This is a genomic window from Ideonella sp. (assembly GCF_041914305.1).
Classification (GTDB): Bacteria; Pseudomonadota; Gammaproteobacteria; order Burkholderiales; family Burkholderiaceae_C; genus Ideonella.
The window spans coordinates 59498-73872 of record NZ_JAYSDQ010000007.1 but is presented as its reverse complement, the minus strand read 5'-3'; the positions used below and the strand labels follow the sequence as shown (position 1 = coordinate 73872).

General features: G+C 67.3%; 14 protein-coding genes. 4 read left to right on the top strand and 10 right to left on the bottom strand.

Annotation, left to right across the window (positions count from 1 at the left end):
• The first annotated feature begins 146 nt into the window (after nucleotides 1-146).
• Together ACE3SG_RS11215 and ACE3SG_RS11210 are read left to right on the top strand one after the other, a co-directional pair.
• Nucleotides 147-1610 carry a catalase gene (locus tag ACE3SG_RS11215; RefSeq protein ID WP_374565010.1) on the top strand — a complete coding sequence of 488 codons (1464 nt, stop codon included), beginning with the start codon at nucleotides 147-149 and terminating at the stop codon, nucleotides 1608-1610.
• 61 nt (nucleotides 1611-1671) lie between these two features.
• Entirely contained in the window at nucleotides 1672-2190 is a 519-nt protein-coding gene (locus ACE3SG_RS11210) for a Dps family protein (RefSeq protein ID WP_374565008.1), read from the top strand.
• A gap of 130 nt (nucleotides 2191-2320) precedes the next feature.
• Here ACE3SG_RS11210 and ACE3SG_RS11205 read toward each other — a convergent pair whose 3' ends face one another.
• Both ACE3SG_RS11205 and ACE3SG_RS11200 read right to left on the bottom strand, forming a co-directional pair.
• Nucleotides 2321-2725, bottom strand: coding sequence for a hypothetical protein (locus ACE3SG_RS11205; RefSeq protein WP_374565007.1), 405 nt, complete (start codon nucleotides 2723-2725; stop codon nucleotides 2321-2323).
• A 121-nt stretch (nucleotides 2726-2846) separates the two neighbouring features.
• Nucleotides 2847-3755 (bottom strand): DNA-formamidopyrimidine glycosylase family protein, encoded by a 909-nt coding sequence (locus tag ACE3SG_RS11200; protein WP_374565005.1) that lies wholly within the window; start codon nucleotides 3753-3755, stop codon nucleotides 2847-2849.
• A 50-nt stretch (nucleotides 3756-3805) separates the two neighbouring features.
• On the opposite strand from ACE3SG_RS11200, the gene ACE3SG_RS11195 reads away from it, so the two are divergent.
• Nucleotides 3806-4642 (top strand): CsgG/HfaB family protein, encoded by an 837-nt coding sequence (locus tag ACE3SG_RS11195; RefSeq protein WP_374565004.1) that lies wholly within the window; start codon nucleotides 3806-3808, stop codon nucleotides 4640-4642.
• 65 nt (nucleotides 4643-4707) lie between these two features.
• Here the strand turns inward: ACE3SG_RS11195 and ACE3SG_RS11190 are convergent, their stop codons facing one another.
• From ACE3SG_RS11190 to ACE3SG_RS11180, 3 genes are read right to left on the bottom strand one after another with little or no spacing between them, the layout of a single operon-like run.
• Nucleotides 4708-5589, bottom strand: a complete 882-nt coding sequence (locus ACE3SG_RS11190) for a hypothetical protein (protein ID WP_374565002.1) — start codon at nucleotides 5587-5589, stop codon at nucleotides 4708-4710.
• Between the two features lie 8 nt (nucleotides 5590-5597).
• The gene (locus ACE3SG_RS11185) at nucleotides 5598-6515 is read right to left on the bottom strand and encodes a hypothetical protein (protein ID WP_374565000.1); all 918 of its coding nucleotides are present in this window, start codon (nucleotides 6513-6515) and stop codon (nucleotides 5598-5600) included.
• Nucleotides 6512-7444 (bottom strand): hypothetical protein, encoded by a 933-nt coding sequence (locus ACE3SG_RS11180; RefSeq protein WP_374564998.1) that lies wholly within the window; start codon nucleotides 7442-7444, stop codon nucleotides 6512-6514. Before ACE3SG_RS11180 ends, ACE3SG_RS11185 begins: the two co-directional genes overlap by 4 nt.
• A 221-nt stretch (nucleotides 7445-7665) precedes the next feature.
• Here ACE3SG_RS11180 and ACE3SG_RS11175 point away from each other — a divergent pair, with 221 nt between their 5' ends.
• A complete protein-coding gene (locus tag ACE3SG_RS11175; RefSeq protein ID WP_374564996.1) occupies nucleotides 7666-9294 on the top strand; it encodes a peptide chain release factor 3 in 1629 nt (542 codons plus the stop codon).
• A gap of 44 nt (nucleotides 9295-9338) precedes the next feature.
• Here the strand turns inward: ACE3SG_RS11175 and ACE3SG_RS11170 are convergent, their stop codons facing one another.
• From ACE3SG_RS11170 to ACE3SG_RS11150, 5 genes are all read right to left on the bottom strand, one after another.
• Nucleotides 9339-9941: a hypothetical protein gene (locus ACE3SG_RS11170; protein ID WP_374564994.1), complete on the bottom strand. Its 603-nt coding sequence runs from the start codon at nucleotides 9939-9941 to the stop codon at nucleotides 9339-9341.
• A gap of 11 nt (nucleotides 9942-9952) precedes the next feature.
• Nucleotides 9953-12070, bottom strand: a complete 2118-nt coding sequence (locus tag ACE3SG_RS11165) for a spermidine synthase (protein WP_374564993.1) — start codon at nucleotides 12068-12070, stop codon at nucleotides 9953-9955.
• Nucleotides 12067-13059, bottom strand: a complete 993-nt coding sequence (locus ACE3SG_RS11160) for an OmpA family protein (RefSeq protein ID WP_374564991.1) — start codon at nucleotides 13057-13059, stop codon at nucleotides 12067-12069. Before ACE3SG_RS11160 ends, ACE3SG_RS11165 begins: the two co-directional genes overlap by 4 nt.
• A gap of 83 nt (nucleotides 13060-13142) precedes the next feature.
• Nucleotides 13143-13487: a DUF192 domain-containing protein gene (locus tag ACE3SG_RS11155; RefSeq protein WP_374564989.1), complete on the bottom strand. Its 345-nt coding sequence runs from the start codon at nucleotides 13485-13487 to the stop codon at nucleotides 13143-13145.
• A 19-nt stretch (nucleotides 13488-13506) separates the two neighbouring features.
• Nucleotides 13507-14373, bottom strand: coding sequence for a type II secretion system F family protein (locus ACE3SG_RS11150; RefSeq protein WP_374564987.1), 867 nt, complete (start codon nucleotides 14371-14373; stop codon nucleotides 13507-13509).
• Nucleotides 14374-14375 lie beyond the last annotated feature (2 nt).

Sequence of the window (14375 nt, the reverse complement as noted above, 5' to 3'; positions counted from 1 at the left end):
GGCCCTGTGGGGCGGCACGGGCGCGGCGGTGCGTCAAGCCACGCGGGGCTATCGCCGCGCTGAACAAACTCAATTGGCCTTCACACGCCGCCGAAAAATAGACTTTGCTCATCGCCCTCTACCGGGCTGCCCCACAGGAACCCACGATGAGCACCACCCCGCCCCGCCTGACCACCGCCTCCGGCATCCCGGTGGCCGACCACCAGAACTCGCTGTCGGCCGGCCGCCGCGGCCCGCTGCTGCTGCAGGACTTTCACCTGATCGAGAAGCTGCAGCACTTCAACCGCGAACGCATCCCCGAGCGCGTGGTGCACGCCAAGGGCTCGGGCGCCTACGGCAGCTTCACCGTCACGCACGACATCACCCGATACACCAGCGCCAAGCTGTTCGCCCAGGTCGGCCAGGCCACCGAGACCTTCGTGCGCTTCTCGACCGTGGGTGGCGAGCGTGGCTCGGCCGACACCGAGCGCGACCCGCGCGGCTTCGCGCTGCGCTTCTACACCGAAGACGGCAACTGGGACCTGGTCGGCAACAACACGCCGATGTTCTTCATCAAGGACCCGATCAAGTTCCCCGACTTCGTCCACACCCAAAAGCGCGACCCGCAGACGAACCTGAAGTCGGCCCAGATGATGTGGGACTTCTGGAGCCACGCGCCCGAATCGCTGCACCAGGTGACGATGCTCTTCAGCGACCGCGGCACACCCGACGGCTACCGCCACATGGACGGCTTCGGCAGCCACACCTACAGCCTGATCAACGCGGCCGGCGAGCGCGTCTGGGTCAAGTGGCACCTGAAGACGCAGCAAGGCATCAAGAACCTGATGGCCGACGAAGCGGCGCGCCTGGCCGGCACCGACCCCGACCACGCGCAGCGCGACCTGTTCGAGGCCATCGCGCGGGGCGACTTCCCGCGGTGGAACGTCTATATCCAGGTGATGACCGAGGCCCAGGCCGACACCTGGGAGCAGCGCACCGGCTGGAACCCGTTCGACCTGACCAAGGTCTGGCCGCATGCCGATTGCCCGCGCATCCCGGTGGGGGTGGTGACGCTGAACCGCAACCCTGACAACTACCACGCCGAGGTCGAGCAGGCCGCGTTCTCGCCGGCCAACCTGGTGCCGGGCATGGGCTACAGCCCCGACAAGATGCTGCAAGGGCGGCTGTTCGCCTACCACGACGCGCAGCTGTACCGCGTCGGCACCAACCACCAGCACCTGCCGGTCAACCGCGCCCGCTGCCCGTTCCACCACCAGCAGCGCGACGGCGCGATGGCGATCGCCAATGGCGGCGCTGCGCCGAACTATGAAACGGTGAACGCCGCCGGCACCGCGCCATCAGGCTTCGGCCACGGCGACCCCGGCTGGGCACTGCACGGCGTGGCCGGCCGCTACGACGAGCGCGGCGAATCGGACGATTTCACCCAGGCCGGCAACCTGTTCCGCCTGATGCCGCCCGATGCGCAGGACCGGCTGACGACGAACATCGCCCACGCGATGCAGCACGTGAGCGACGACGTGCAGCAGCTGCAGATCGGCCATTTCACGAAGGCCGACCCGGCCTACGGCGCGGCGGTGCGGCGCAAGCTGGCCGATCTGCGCGAGGGCTGATACCGTACGGCCCGATTCCGCCAAATCCGTGATTGCGCAACCGACAGGAGCGAACACCCCCATGGCCAAGACCAAGAACAAGGCCACGCCGGCCAGCGCCGCCAGCGTGGGCATCAACATCGGCATCAGCGACAAGGACCGCGCCGCGATCGCCGGCGGCCTGGCCAAGCTGCTGGCCGACACCTACACGCTGTACCTGACCACCCACAACTTCCACTGGAACGTGACCGGGCCGATGTTCAACACGCTGCACGCGATGTTCATGGCCCAGTACACCGAGCTGTGGAACGCTGTCGACCCGATCGCCGAGCGCATCCGCTCGCTGGGCCACCCGGCACCGGGCAGCTACGCCCAGTTCGGCCAGCTCAGCTCGCTGGAGGACGCCCCGGCGACGCCGCCGAAGGCGCTTGAGATGGTGCGCATCCTGGTCGAGGGCCACGAGGCCGTGGCCCGCACGGCACGCGGCATCTTCCCGTTGGCCGACAAGGCCAGCGACGAGCCGACCGCCGACCTGCTGACCCAGCGCCTGACGGTGCACGAGCAGACCGCCTGGATGCTGCGCAGCCTGCTCGAAGAGTGAGCCCGGCGCGCGGGCCGGCCCGTTCAGCGGCGACAGGCCGCAGGCAAGGGTCCGATGCTAGAGAGCGCCGCCAATGGTGGGCATCGCGTTTGAATGGCCGTCCATCAGCCCCGCTGATGGTCTGGCGGGTTCAGCGCCGCCGGAGCGTCGAGTGCAGCACGTGCAGCAACAGCATCGCGCTCAGGCCACTGGCCACCGCGGGCTGGCGGCTGACCAGCTCGGCGACCTGGCCGAACACGTCCGGCGCGGTCTGCTGCAGGTAACTCGACAGCTCGAGCACCTGGTCGGCGCTGATGCGCGCGGCGTCGTCCAGCGTGACCTGCAGCCGGTCCCAGCCATGACGTTGCCGCAACGCGGCGAACACGCCATTGGCCACCGCCACCAGGCCCAGCGCGCCCATCGGCCGCATCAGGCACTCGATCAGTTGCACACGAAAGGCCGCCGGGGCCTCGCGGAAGACACCGGCCACGTACAACGGCACCAGCGCGGCACCGCCCTCGCCGCTCGGCGCGGAAGATTGCAGGGCTTGGTTCATGGTGGCTCGATGCTGCGAGCGTTGCGTAGACCCCGCGTGAAGCCCAGGTAAAAAACGGTGACAGCCCGCGACGAGGGGCGTGCCTGGAGTGGGCCACCGCGATGCCGCGGCAGGGGCCGGGTCACTCGTCCAGCATCTTGGGCCAGCTGGCCTTCAGCAGCCGCGACAGCGCCCGGTCGGCCAGCAGCTTGCCCCCGGTCTGGCAACGGGCGCAGTAGTCGGTTTCGTTGCTGGCGTAGACGATGCGCTGCACCGGCGCGCCGCAGACCGGGCACGGCTGGCCGAAGCGGCCGTGCACCGCCATCTCGGGCCGGAAGGCGGTCACGTTCTTCGGCCAGCCGCCGCTGCGCGCGGCTTCGGCGCGCAGCCGCTCGGTCCATTCGGCGAGCACTGCGCGCGTGGCCTCGAACAGCCGCGCACGCTCGTCGGCACTGAGCGCAGTGGTCAGCGTCACCGGCGACAGGCGGGCGCGGTGCAGGATCTCGTCCGAGTAGCTGTTGCCGATGCCGCTGAAGGCCTGCGGCGCGGTCAGGGCGCGCTTCAAGGTGTGCCGGCCGGCCAGCAGGCGGGCCTCGAACTCGGCCAGGCTGGCCTGCATCACCTCGAGGCCGCCGGGGTCCATCGCCGCCAGCGCCGCACGGCCCGCCACCAGGTGCAGTGACGCGCGGCGCTGCGTGCCGGCTTCGGTGAAGGCCAGCGTGCCGGCATCGAACTCGAAGAAAGCCTGCGCCCCCTTGGCCGCGGGCTTGGCACCGGCGGCGTACCAATGCAGCCGACCGGCGATCATCAGGTGCAGCACGAGGAACCAGTCCTGCGCCGGGTCGCCGGCCACGTCGCCCTGCAGCGCGATGACGACCCGTTTGCCCAGCCGCTCGACGCCGTGCACCGATCGCCCCTCTGCCGCGTTGATCGGCGGCACCGCGGTGCGCAGCAGGAACGGGTGGACGATGCGGACGCGCCGCAACACCCCACCCCCTAGCTTCGCGGCCAGGCTCTCGGCGTAGACAGAAACGTCAGGGAGTTCAGGCACGGTGCTGGCATCATCGCAGCCTTTCGAGCGTACAGAGCAGGACGAGGGACATGACAACAAGCACCCACATCGGCGCGCAACGCCTGGCCTTGGCCGCGACCTTGCTGGCCGCCGCCCTCGGCCTGGCCGGCTGTGGCAAGAGCAAGACCGACCTCGGCGATGGCGGCGCGATCGTCACCGGCTCGGCCGGCCCGGCCGGTGCCCACAACGCCGCCCGCGAGCTGCAACGCTGCGACGCCCCGGTGGCCACGCTGGCGCTGGTCGAGAACCCGAACGGCTACACCTACTCGAGCAGCTACCACCTGCCGCCGACGCCGTTGCCGCTGGTGCGGCTGCTGGCCCAGCAGAGCAACTGCTTTCGCGTCGTCGACCGCGCCGCCGGCCTGCGCGGCACGATCCAGGAGCAAGAGCTGAAAGACGCCGGCGTGCTGCGCAAGCAGGGCAACACGGTCGAGAAGGGCAAGGGCTACGAAGCCCAGTACACGCTGACGCCGAGCCTGACCTTCTCCGAGAAAGACGCCGGCCGCGAGATCGGCGGCATCATGGGCATGATCCCGGTGCTGAACAAGTTCGTCGGCGTGGCCGAACAGGTCAAGCTGAAAGACGCGCAAGTGGCCTTGCTGCTGACCGACAACGAGACCACCGAGCAGGTGGCCGCCGCGACCGGCTCGGTGCGTGTGACCGACCTCGGCATGGGCGGCTTCGTGCTCGGCAAACTCGGCGGCGCCGCCGGTGCCGGCTGGAGCAACAGCAACGAAGGCAAGGTGATCGCCGCCGCCTTCCTCGACGCCCACAACCAGCTGGTCGCGCAGATGCGCGAACTGCAGGCCAAAGACCTGCCGCCGCCGGTGCCGACCAAGGCCGCTGCGGGCAAGCAGAAGGGCTGACGGGTCTCGGCCGGCATGCAAGGCCGGCCGGCTCCGCCGCTGCCGTTTGGCGCGGGCTCGACGCGTCAGGGTGAGTCGGCCACCGCCGTGATCGCCGGCTGTTCGACGAAGGCGCGCAACGTGCGCGGGTCGAAGCGCTCGGCCGGGATCGGCTGCCCGTCGCTGAAGTCGACCAGCTTGTGGTTGAAATAGGCGGTGTTGACGCCCATCAGCCGGTCCATCGCGTCGTTCTTGGTTGGGCCGTTGCTCTTGAGCACCACGGTTTCGTGGCGGCCGTTGAAAACGTAGACGGGCTGTTTCGCGTAGAGGCAGAAGTCAACGGCCGCGTTCGGATCATGGCCCTTCGCGGGTCGGCCGAGCTTGCGAATCGCGTTCGCGATGACGTCCGAGTGCCAGACGCACTGGACGCCCTGGCCGGCGTCTTCGCGCGGTACGCCCTCCAGGTCATAGGCTTGCCGACGCCGGCTGCATTCGGTCCTGCGGTTCGACTCGGCCGAGACCTCCACCCGAGGCGCGGCCGGATGCTCCATGTCGACCAGGTCACCCAGCAGTGTGGTGTGGCCGCTGGTGCCGCTGTCGCAGATGTCTCCGACCTGGGCGTGCCGGTGATGGAACAGTTTCAGCTCGCAGGACCCGCTGCGGGGATCGGGCCAGACCAGGCGTTGCGTCTGGAATTTCGCATGCCGGGCGCCGTCGAAGTACTCGTCCGACTCGATCAAGGCCAGCTTGGCCAGATAGGCATCCGACGGCAACTTGATCGGTCCGGGCGGCAGCTTCTTGGTGGCGCGGCAGGCCTCGACCCCCGTCCGGATGCCGTTCTTCAGCCCCTCGACGTCGCCGGTCCCGATGGTGTGCAGATGGATGGGGGTCGAGCTGTTCGGTGCATCGGCCGCGGCGCACGCACCCGCCTGCAGCGCCATGGCAGTGATGAGCATCGCTCGCTTCATGGTGGTCCTCATGGCTTGCCTGGGAACGATGTCGCGCCGACCCGGCAGTAGTAGCTCAAGCCCTCGGGCATGTCGGGAAGGTGAAAGGCAAAGTCCGGAAACGGTGCATCCAGCCGGCCATAGCTCAGCACCGAACGATCCAAGTGGACTGAGCTGCCATCGACCCACTCGTAGGTGCCGCCGAGGAATCCATCACCATGGCGGCCCCCGATCGAGTGCTCGACGACGCGGCGCTTGCGGTCGCCGAACGGCAGCAGTCGGCCGTCGATCCAGACGCCCTCGGCGCCCACCTTCAGCGACGCGCGGCGGTCGGCCGGACGCGGACCGTCGCCGCCCATGGCGCGGCATTGGCCAGATATCACGAGGCCATGGGTGTCGAAGACGGGCAGCAGGAGTTCGTTCATGTCGTAGTCGGCCGCGGCGATGCGGGCGCTGCTCATGTCGACCTCGGGGCAGACGACGCCTTTTTGCGCATTGCCGGTGCCGCCATCGTCGCCGGTCTCGAGGAACACCTGGCTGGCGGACGGGCCGGAGTCGAGGCGGAACAACTGCTGCTGGCTTCGCAATTTCAGTTCGAAGCCGAACAGTGCTTCGGTCGTCCTCGGCGGGTACGGTGGGTAGCGACGCTGCAGCAACATCTCCCCGCGCGGGTCGAACATGTTCAGTTGGACTTGGCCCCGCGGCGATACCAGACGCCCGTCGATGCCGATCTGCAGTGTGCCGGTCCACGGCTCACCATCATCCGGGCTGCCGATCGAGTTGCAATGCTTCGCCGGGTGGCTGCCTGCCAGCGCACCGGCCATCGCGTTTTTCAAGTCTTCGAGGGTGGCGATGCGGGGTGCCGGTGCAGCACCGGCGGCGTGCGAGGCCGCGCAGACCAGCGCGGTCACCACCACGGCGCGTGAGGCTATCGATCGCAATTTCATGGTGCAGTTCCCACGGCGGTGATGGCCGGCTGGTCGAGGAAGGCGCGCAGGCTGCTTTCACTGAAGCGCGCCTCAGGGATCGGCGTGCCGTCGCTGAACTCGACGACGCGCTGGTTCACATAGCCGGTGCGCGCGCTGGCGGCGGCGTCGATTGCGTCGCGCTTGGCGTCTCCCCGCCCCTTGAGGATCACCGGCTGGCGATGTCCGTTGAAGACATAGATCGGTTGACCGACGTAGACACAGAAATCGACGTCCGAGCGTTCGGCGGCGCGGCCTTTGGGCGGCATGCCCAGCTTGCCCAGCGTCTTGCCCAGGAGGGCCGAGTTCCAGACGCATTGCCGGCCCTCGCCGGCGTCTTCTCGCGGCAGGCCGTCGAGGTCATAGGCGTGGACGTGTCCGTCGCAACTGCCGTGCGGTCCGGGGTCGGCCTCGATGTCGACCTTTGGCGGCAACGGATGCCGGAAATCGAACAACTCTCCGGCCGACCGGGTGCGACCTTTCGTGCCGCCGCTGCAGACACGTCCGACCCAGGCGGTTCGCTGGTGAACCAGCTTGAGCTCGCAGGTGGCGCTGCGGGGATCCGGCGCGACCGTGCGAACCGTCTGATAGCTCGCCCATTGCTCGCCGTCGAAATACTCGTCGATCTCGTACAGGGCCAGCTTTGCCAGGACGCCATCGGGTGGGAACAGAATCGGCGCGCCGTCCGGCAGCCCCTTGACCATCCGGCAGGACTCCACCAGCACGGTGATGCCCTCTTTCATCGCATCGACACGTCCCTCGCCCAAGCGGTGAACGTGGATGGGGCGCGGGCTGTTGGGCGCATCCGCGGCGCCGGCGGGGCCGGCGAGCGATGCCAGGCTGGCCACGAGCGCGGCACCTGCCAGGCGGCCCGGCGAAGGCGCCGTTCGGCGCCGAAACAAGCTGTTCATGTCGATCTCCCTCGTGCGGCTGGCGCGTTGGCGCTCGTTGTGTCGTGCAATGTGCCCCAACGGTCTCCCCCCCTGCGCGGTGCACAGGCAGCCGGCTTCGGCCTAGGGGGTCGTTGCCGCCGATAATCCCGCCTGGCAGCCCGCGGCGCGGGCCGCTTCATCTGACCACTTTGCCACTTCGCCGCCCGGCCTCACGTGCCGATGCGCCGCGCCCGACCACCATGGCCTCCGATCTCACGCCCCACGTGCGCCGCCGGCGCACCTTCGCGATCATTTCCCACCCCGACGCGGGCAAGACCACGCTGACCGAGAAGCTGCTGCTGTTCTCGGGCGCGATCCAGATCGCCGGCTCGGTGAAAGCGCGCAAGGCCAGCCGCCATGCCACCAGCGACTGGATGGAGATCGAAAAGCAGCGCGGCATCTCGGTGGCCTCGTCGGTCATGCAGATGGAGTACCGCGACTGCACGATCAACCTGCTCGACACCCCGGGTCACCAGGACTTCTCGGAAGACACCTACCGCGTGCTCACGGCCGTGGACGCGGCGCTGATGGTGATCGACGCGGCCAACGGCGTCGAGCCGCAGACGCGCCGGCTGCTGCAGGTCTGCCGGGCGCGCAACACGCCCATCCTCACCTTCGTCAACAAGATGGACCGCGAGGTGCAAGAGCCGCTCGCGCTGATGGACGAGATCGAGCGTGAGCTGGGCATGACGGTGGTGCCCTTCACCTGGCCGGTCGGCATGGGCAAGTTCTTCGGCGGCGTGCTCGATTTGCGCAAGGACCAGATGCGCGTCTTCACGCCGGGCGAAGATCGCATCGCCGGCACCGAGGAGATCGTCGAGGGCATCACCAACCCGGCGCTGAACGACCGCTTCGGCGCCGCTTATGAGCAGGCCGCCGGCGAGATCGAGCTGGTGCGCGACGCCGCGCCAGCCTTCGACGAAGCCGAGTTCCTGGCCGGCCGGCAGACGCCGATGTTCTTTGGCTCGGCGGTCAACAACTTCGGCGTGCAGGAGGTGCTGGACGCACTGGTCAACCTGGCGCCCTCCCCCAGCACCCGCACCGCGATCCAGCGCACGGTCGAGCCCGACGAGCCCAAGTTCAGCGGCGTGGTCTTCAAGATCCAGGCCAACATGGACCCGGCCCACCGCGACCGCATCGCGTTCGTGCGCGTGGCCTCGGGCAAGTTCGAGCGCGGCATGCGCATGAAGGTGGTGCGCTCGGGCAAGGAGCTGCGGCCCAACACCGTGGTGACCTTCATGAGCCAGAAGCGCGAGTTGCTGGACGAGGCTTACGCCGGCGACATCATCGGCATCCCGAACCACGGCGTGCTGCAGCTGGGCGACACGCTGACCGAAGGCGAGGCGCTGCAGTTCACCGGCCTGCCCTTCTTCGCGCCCGAGCTCTTCCGCTCGGTCGAAGTGGCCGACCCGCTGAAGACCAAACAGCTGCGCGCCGGCCTGACGCAGCTGGGCGAAGAAGGCGCTATCCAGGTCTTCCGCCCGATCCTCGGCACGGTGCTGCTGCTCGGCGCGGTCGGCCAGTTGCAGTTCGAAGTGGTCGCCCACCGACTGGAGCACGAATACGGCGTGAAGGCCCGCGTGACGCCGGCCCGCTACAACGTCGCGCGCTGGGTGACCTGCGACGCGGCCGATGGCGGCGACGCCGAGCTCAAGCGCTTCATCGACGGCAACAGCCACCGCATCGCCTACGACGCGGTCAATGCGCCAACGCTGCTGCTCGAATACGCAGCCGAGCTACGCGCGATCGAAGGCAACTGGCCGAAGATCAAGTTCCACGCACTGCGCGAGCATGCGGGGTTGGTGTTTCAGCGGCGGTTGGAAGGCTGATCTTCTTGCTTGGAAAGCGCGGGCGTTCGGGGGATGACGATCGTTCAGTAGTAACCGATCTCTACGCCCATGAGGCGGGCCTCAGGCTTGAACGCCGTGGTGCGGCGCGGTGACTCCGGGTAGAAGATGCTGGTGTAGTCGACCCGGAAATGCATCCACTCCGATGCCGACTTGAACCTCGCGTACTCACGTTCCTCGATGTCGCTCTTGCCGATTTCCACCAGTCCGCCGTAGGCGGAAGCTGCATCGCTCAGCAAGGTGCCTGGCCCGATGCCACGAGAGTCCTTGCACCAGGGGTGGTAAGTCGCGAGATCCTGCAGGACCGTCTTCTCGGGCAAAGCGCCGGGCGGGATGTCGTATCCGAGGCCACTGATGACCAGCGTCTGGCCATCCACGACCACGGCAAGTTCCACCAGATCATCGAGGCCCACACGTCGCTCGAACTTCGCCGCTGGCCACGCCTTGCGTGCTTCGCCCAAAGTCATTCCGATGCGCAGCGGCCCGATGCTGTTTTCGGTGATGGGGCATGACACCGTGGCCGGCCCCACGTCGTAGTTCTCGGCCGGCACGATCTGGGCCGAGGCCGTGCCCATGGCACAGGCCAAGGCAACGGCACCCAGCGCACTTCTGGTGGTCGTCATCTGCATCTGCGGTCGCTTCAGTTGAGGATCTGGTACAGGTTGTTGCGGCTGTCGGTCCACAGCTGCAGCCCGGCGATCGGCACGATGGGCTTGCGCTGCTTCAGCACCGCGGGGTCGTTGAGGAAGACCTCGTCGTTGGTGACGAGAACCCAGGCCGAAGCGGTCTCCGGGTACTTCTCTTCGTTGCGCATGTAGACGGCCTGCATGCCGGCGTTCGCGGCCAGGTCGGCGACCACCGGCTTCAGGTTCAGGAAGAGGTTGGACACGTGGAACGCGATGATGCCGTTGGGCTTCATGTGCGCACGGTAGATGTCCATCGCCTCCTTGGTCAGCAGGTGGACCGGGATCGAGTCACCGGAGAAGGCATCGACGACCAGCACGTCGTAGCGGCCCGGTTCCCCGCGCTCCAACTCGGCCTGCATCTGCAACCGTGCGTCGCCGAGCACGACATGGATGTCCGCCGCCGAATTCTTAAGGAAGCTGAATTCGCGCTCGGCGATCTGTTGGCTTTGCGGGTTGATCTCGTAGAAACGGATGACGTCCTTGTCCTTGCCGTAGGCGGCCATCGTGCCCACGCCCAGGCCGATCACGCCAACGTTGCGAGGCGCGTCGGCAAACCGCCGCATCGCGTAGCCCACGCCGCTGGCCGCCCCATAGTAGGTGGTGGGCATGCCGATCTTGGCGTCCGACAGCACCTGCAGGCCGTGCATGATCTGGCCGTTGTTCAACACGTGCATCGTCTCGCCGTTGAACTTGCGCTCGATCACCTGCGAGGCCGCATAGAAGTTCCGCATCCTCAACAGCGTGCCATTCATCTCCTTGTTGATCGAGGCCGCGGCCATCACGAAGGTCAGCAAGGTGCAGAGGATGGCCAGTGCCAGGACGATGTAGGCCGCCTTGTTGGCGGTCAGGTATTTGCGCAACAGCACCAGCATCAAAACCGACGTGGCGACGAGCACCAAGGGGAACTCGTACAGGCCGGACAGCACATTCGGCGCCAGAACACCGATCACGAGCCCGCCCAGGGCGCCGCCCAGGCTCAGGGTCAGGTAAAAGCGCGTGAGGTAGCCGGCCGCCGGCTTGCGCAGGCTGAGTTCGCCGTGAAAGAACATGCAGCAGCAGAAGGTGCCGATGGCATAGGTGGGCACCGCCAGCATCACGTCGATGTCGGCCGGCGGCGTGTTCATGCCCCATGACATGGCGATGAGCGACAGGATCAGCGGCGCCGCGAAGACCGAGCGCCGATACCAGCCGCGCCCTTCGAAACACAGCACGAAAGTCAGCAGGTAGAGCGACAGGGGCAGCAGCCACAACATCGGCACGGGCGTGATGTTCTGCGTGATGTGGCTCGTCACCGACATCAGCATCATCGAGCCCATGGCCGACAAGGTCAGCCACAACGCGTAGTCCTTGCGCGAAGGCGGCAACGAGGGCGCCTGATCGGCGGCGGCCGCAGACGCCTGCGGTGCTGGCCGCTGGGCGTTGCGGCTCGCCCACGCACAGGCGCCACACAGCAGCGCGAAGACCCCGAAGCCGATGCTCCAGTAGTTCGATTGCTGCACGCTGCCCGCGTAGGGCTCGATGCTGAATGGGTAAGCCAGCAATGCCACGAGAGACGCCAGGTTCGACAGCGCGAACAGGCGGTAGACCTGGCTGCCCGGGTACAGGCGGGTGTACCAGGCCTGCAGCAGCGGCCCGGTGGTGGCCAGGCAGAAATACGGCAGGCCCACCGTCGCCAGCAACAGCAGCAGCACCTGCCCAATCGGGGCCCTCTGCGGATCGGGTTTCAACCACTCACCCGGCACGATCGGCAGAAAGGCCAGGGCGGCACACAGCAAGATCACGTGCAACAAGGCGTGGGATTTCGGCTTGAGCAGGCGCGTGGCCAGGTCGGAATATGCATAGCCCGCCAGCAGCATCAGCTGAAAGAAGGTCAGGCAGGTCGTCCAGACGGCCGACGTGCCACCGAACCACGGCATGATCTGCTTGGCAATGATCGGCTGGACGAGGAACAGCAGAAACGCCGACAGGAAGATGCAGGCGATGAAGAGGTAACGGGTGGCACTGCCCACGCGGGCGGAAACCGGGAAACCACCGCCGGCGGCCTCGAAGGTGGGCACGGACGTCTGACTCATTGGAGGACCATTTCTACGCGGCGGTTGCGCGCCCTGCCCGCCTCATCCGAGTTGGGAGCCGCCGGCGCGATGTTGGCAGCCCCCTTGGCGCTCATTCGCCGGGCATCGATGTTGAATGGAGCGGCAGCCAAGGCGGTGACGACCGCCTGGGCCCTTTGCTGGGACAAGGCCAGGTTGGCGTCGAAATCACCGACGTTGTCGGTGTGGCCGACGATGAAAACCTTCCACGCCGACTGGGCCTTCAGCACCGAGGCCATCGCTTCGAGCTGTGGCTTGGAGTCCGGTTTCAGTTGTGCCTTGCCGGTATCGAAGAACAGCCCGCCGAGCGTCGCCTTGCCCTGCTCGTTCAGGCCCAGCTGCAGCGCCGCGGCGTCGGCCACTTCGACTTGGCCGGTGGTCATCGCCTTCGGCTCGACGATCTGCAGCAAGGCGGTGGCCAGCCCGGTCTTGTCGTTGGCCGCGTCCGCCGTGTACAGCAGCACCTTGGCCCCCCGGGGAGACGCGCCGACCCAGAACCGGCCATGGCTCGGCTGCAATGCCGAGCTCATGCTGTACCGCCCGCCGCCCTCACCCGCCGGAATGAAGCCTTGGGTTTGCCAGCGCAGGCCTTCAGTCGGCTTGGTGTGCTTGAACCAGGCCCAGTAGAAGGCGTCGCAAGCTTGTTCGCATGAAAACTCACGCTTGAAACCAGCGGCCGCGAACGCCTGCTCGTGGTTGCGAAAGACCTCGAGCGGGCTTTTGCCTGCAGGTGCCAGGTAAACCAGCCGGGTGATCTCGCCTTCGAGCGTGACGGTGTCCTTGAGCCGGTCGCTGGCGGCCAACGCCATGCTGGTCGGCCATAGCGTCTGGTCCCAGGGTTGCTTCTGGTGGGCGACCAACCAAGCCCCGGTAAAGCGCCGGACCAGCGGGTGATCCGCCCCACCGGGGACATCGGTACCCCATGGCGCGTCGGCCGCGGCGGCCAGGCTGCAGACGCCGGCCAGCAACAAGGCAATGATTGCCGACGGCAGGCGGCCGGCGGCACCGCGAAAGGGCGTCATCGCCTTCGAAGCGTGTGTCATGGGATGAGAGCTCAGGCGGCCAGCGCGAGCACCATGCCCGGCTTCAATTGAAGTTGATTCGCCAACCCGGCGCGCAACTCGAGCGTGAAGCGGGCCTGGCGGCACCCTGCGGCGCGCCAGGGGCGCAGTTGCTCGACGACTTTCGCGATCGTGCCGTCGCTGCGCACGAACACCACGTCGATCGGGTAACGCATGCCCAGCGTATGGACCGAGTTGCATGGCGCAATCCAGAGCCCGCACGGGTCTTCCAGCGCCGGGGTGGCCAGCAAGCCAATGGCCCGCGACCACCAGCGCGCGGCCTGGCGGATGCGCCAGGCCGTGCGCTGGCCGTCGACATGCAGGTTCATCAAGGACATGGGACCTCGTGCCGCCGGCTCACATGCCCGACGCGAGAAACTTCATGACGATCGGAAAGCCGATGACGACGAAGGTGCAGGGGAAGATGAACATGATCAGCGGGCCCAGCATCTTGACCGGCGCCTCCATGGCGAGCTTCTCGGCGCGCTGGAACCGCTCGGTGCGGCGCTGGTCGCTCTGGGCCCGCAGAATCGGTCCGAGGCTGGAGCCCATCAGCTCGCCTTGCACCAAGGCGCTGACCAGGCTGGAAATCGGCGCGTAGTCCATCCGATCGGCCAGGTCGCGCAGTGCCTCGATGCGCGGCTTGCCGGCGCGCACGTCACGCAGGACGCGGTTGATCTCCACCATCAGCGGGCCGGGCTTGCATTTGTCGACCGACTTCTGCAGCGCGCCGGTCAGGTTCAGGCCGGCCTCGATCGACAGGGTGACGATGTCCAGGAAGAACGGCAACGCCTTCAGGATGGCCAGGTTGCGGGTCTTGGTGTGGTCGTTCAGCCATATGTCGGGGTAGACGAAGCCAAACAGCCCTCCCAGCAGTGCCCCCATCAGCACCATGCCATCACCAGCCAGCGCCATGCCGACCACAGCACCGAGCATCAGGCCCACGAGCTTGCCGCCGAAGAACTGATGCGGGGTCAGCGCATATTCCTGGCCAGCCTTGCGCAGCCTGGCCAACAGCGCGGCTTCGCGATCGCCTCGCAACAGGAAGCCGAAGGTATTGGCAAAGATGTTGACTGCGGGCCACAGCCAGCGGAAGCCGCTGGGCGGACGGTCGCGGTAGATGGTCTCGGCACTTCCCAGCTCGGCCACCAGGCGCCAGATCGAGAAGGCAGCGATGGCCAGCGCACCGCCCGCCATCATGGAGACGAAGATGGTGTCGTTCATGG

Bases quoted from the DNA above. Each gene is read 5' to 3' on its own strand.
- ACE3SG_RS11215 (WP_374565010.1), top strand. From the start codon at position 147: ATGAGCACCACCCCGCCCCGCCTGACCACCGCCTCCGGCATCCCGGTG.
- ACE3SG_RS11210 (WP_374565008.1), top strand. From the start codon at position 1,672: ATGGCCAAGACCAAGAACAAGGCCACGCCGGCCAGCGCCGCCAGCGTG.
- ACE3SG_RS11205 (WP_374565007.1), bottom strand. From the start codon at position 2,725: ATGAACCAAGCCCTGCAATCTTCCGCGCCGAGCGGCGAGGGCGGTGCC.
- ACE3SG_RS11195 (WP_374565004.1), top strand. From the start codon at position 3,806: ATGACAACAAGCACCCACATCGGCGCGCAACGCCTGGCCTTGGCCGCG.
- ACE3SG_RS11190 (WP_374565002.1), bottom strand. From the start codon at position 5,589: ATGAAGCGAGCGATGCTCATCACTGCCATGGCGCTGCAGGCGGGTGCG.
- ACE3SG_RS11185 (WP_374565000.1), bottom strand. From the start codon at position 6,515: ATGAAATTGCGATCGATAGCCTCACGCGCCGTGGTGGTGACCGCGCTG.
- ACE3SG_RS11180 (WP_374564998.1), bottom strand. From the start codon at position 7,444: ATGAACAGCTTGTTTCGGCGCCGAACGGCGCCTTCGCCGGGCCGCCTG.
- ACE3SG_RS11175 (WP_374564996.1), top strand. From the start codon at position 7,666: ATGGCCTCCGATCTCACGCCCCACGTGCGCCGCCGGCGCACCTTCGCG.
- ACE3SG_RS11170 (WP_374564994.1), bottom strand. From the start codon at position 9,941: ATGCAGATGACGACCACCAGAAGTGCGCTGGGTGCCGTTGCCTTGGCC.
- ACE3SG_RS11165 (WP_374564993.1), bottom strand. From the start codon at position 12,070: ATGAGTCAGACGTCCGTGCCCACCTTCGAGGCCGCCGGCGGTGGTTTC.
- ACE3SG_RS11155 (WP_374564989.1), bottom strand. From the start codon at position 13,487: ATGTCCTTGATGAACCTGCATGTCGACGGCCAGCGCACGGCCTGGCGC.
- ACE3SG_RS11150 (WP_374564987.1), bottom strand. From the start codon at position 14,373: ATGAACGACACCATCTTCGTCTCCATGATGGCGGGCGGTGCGCTGGCC.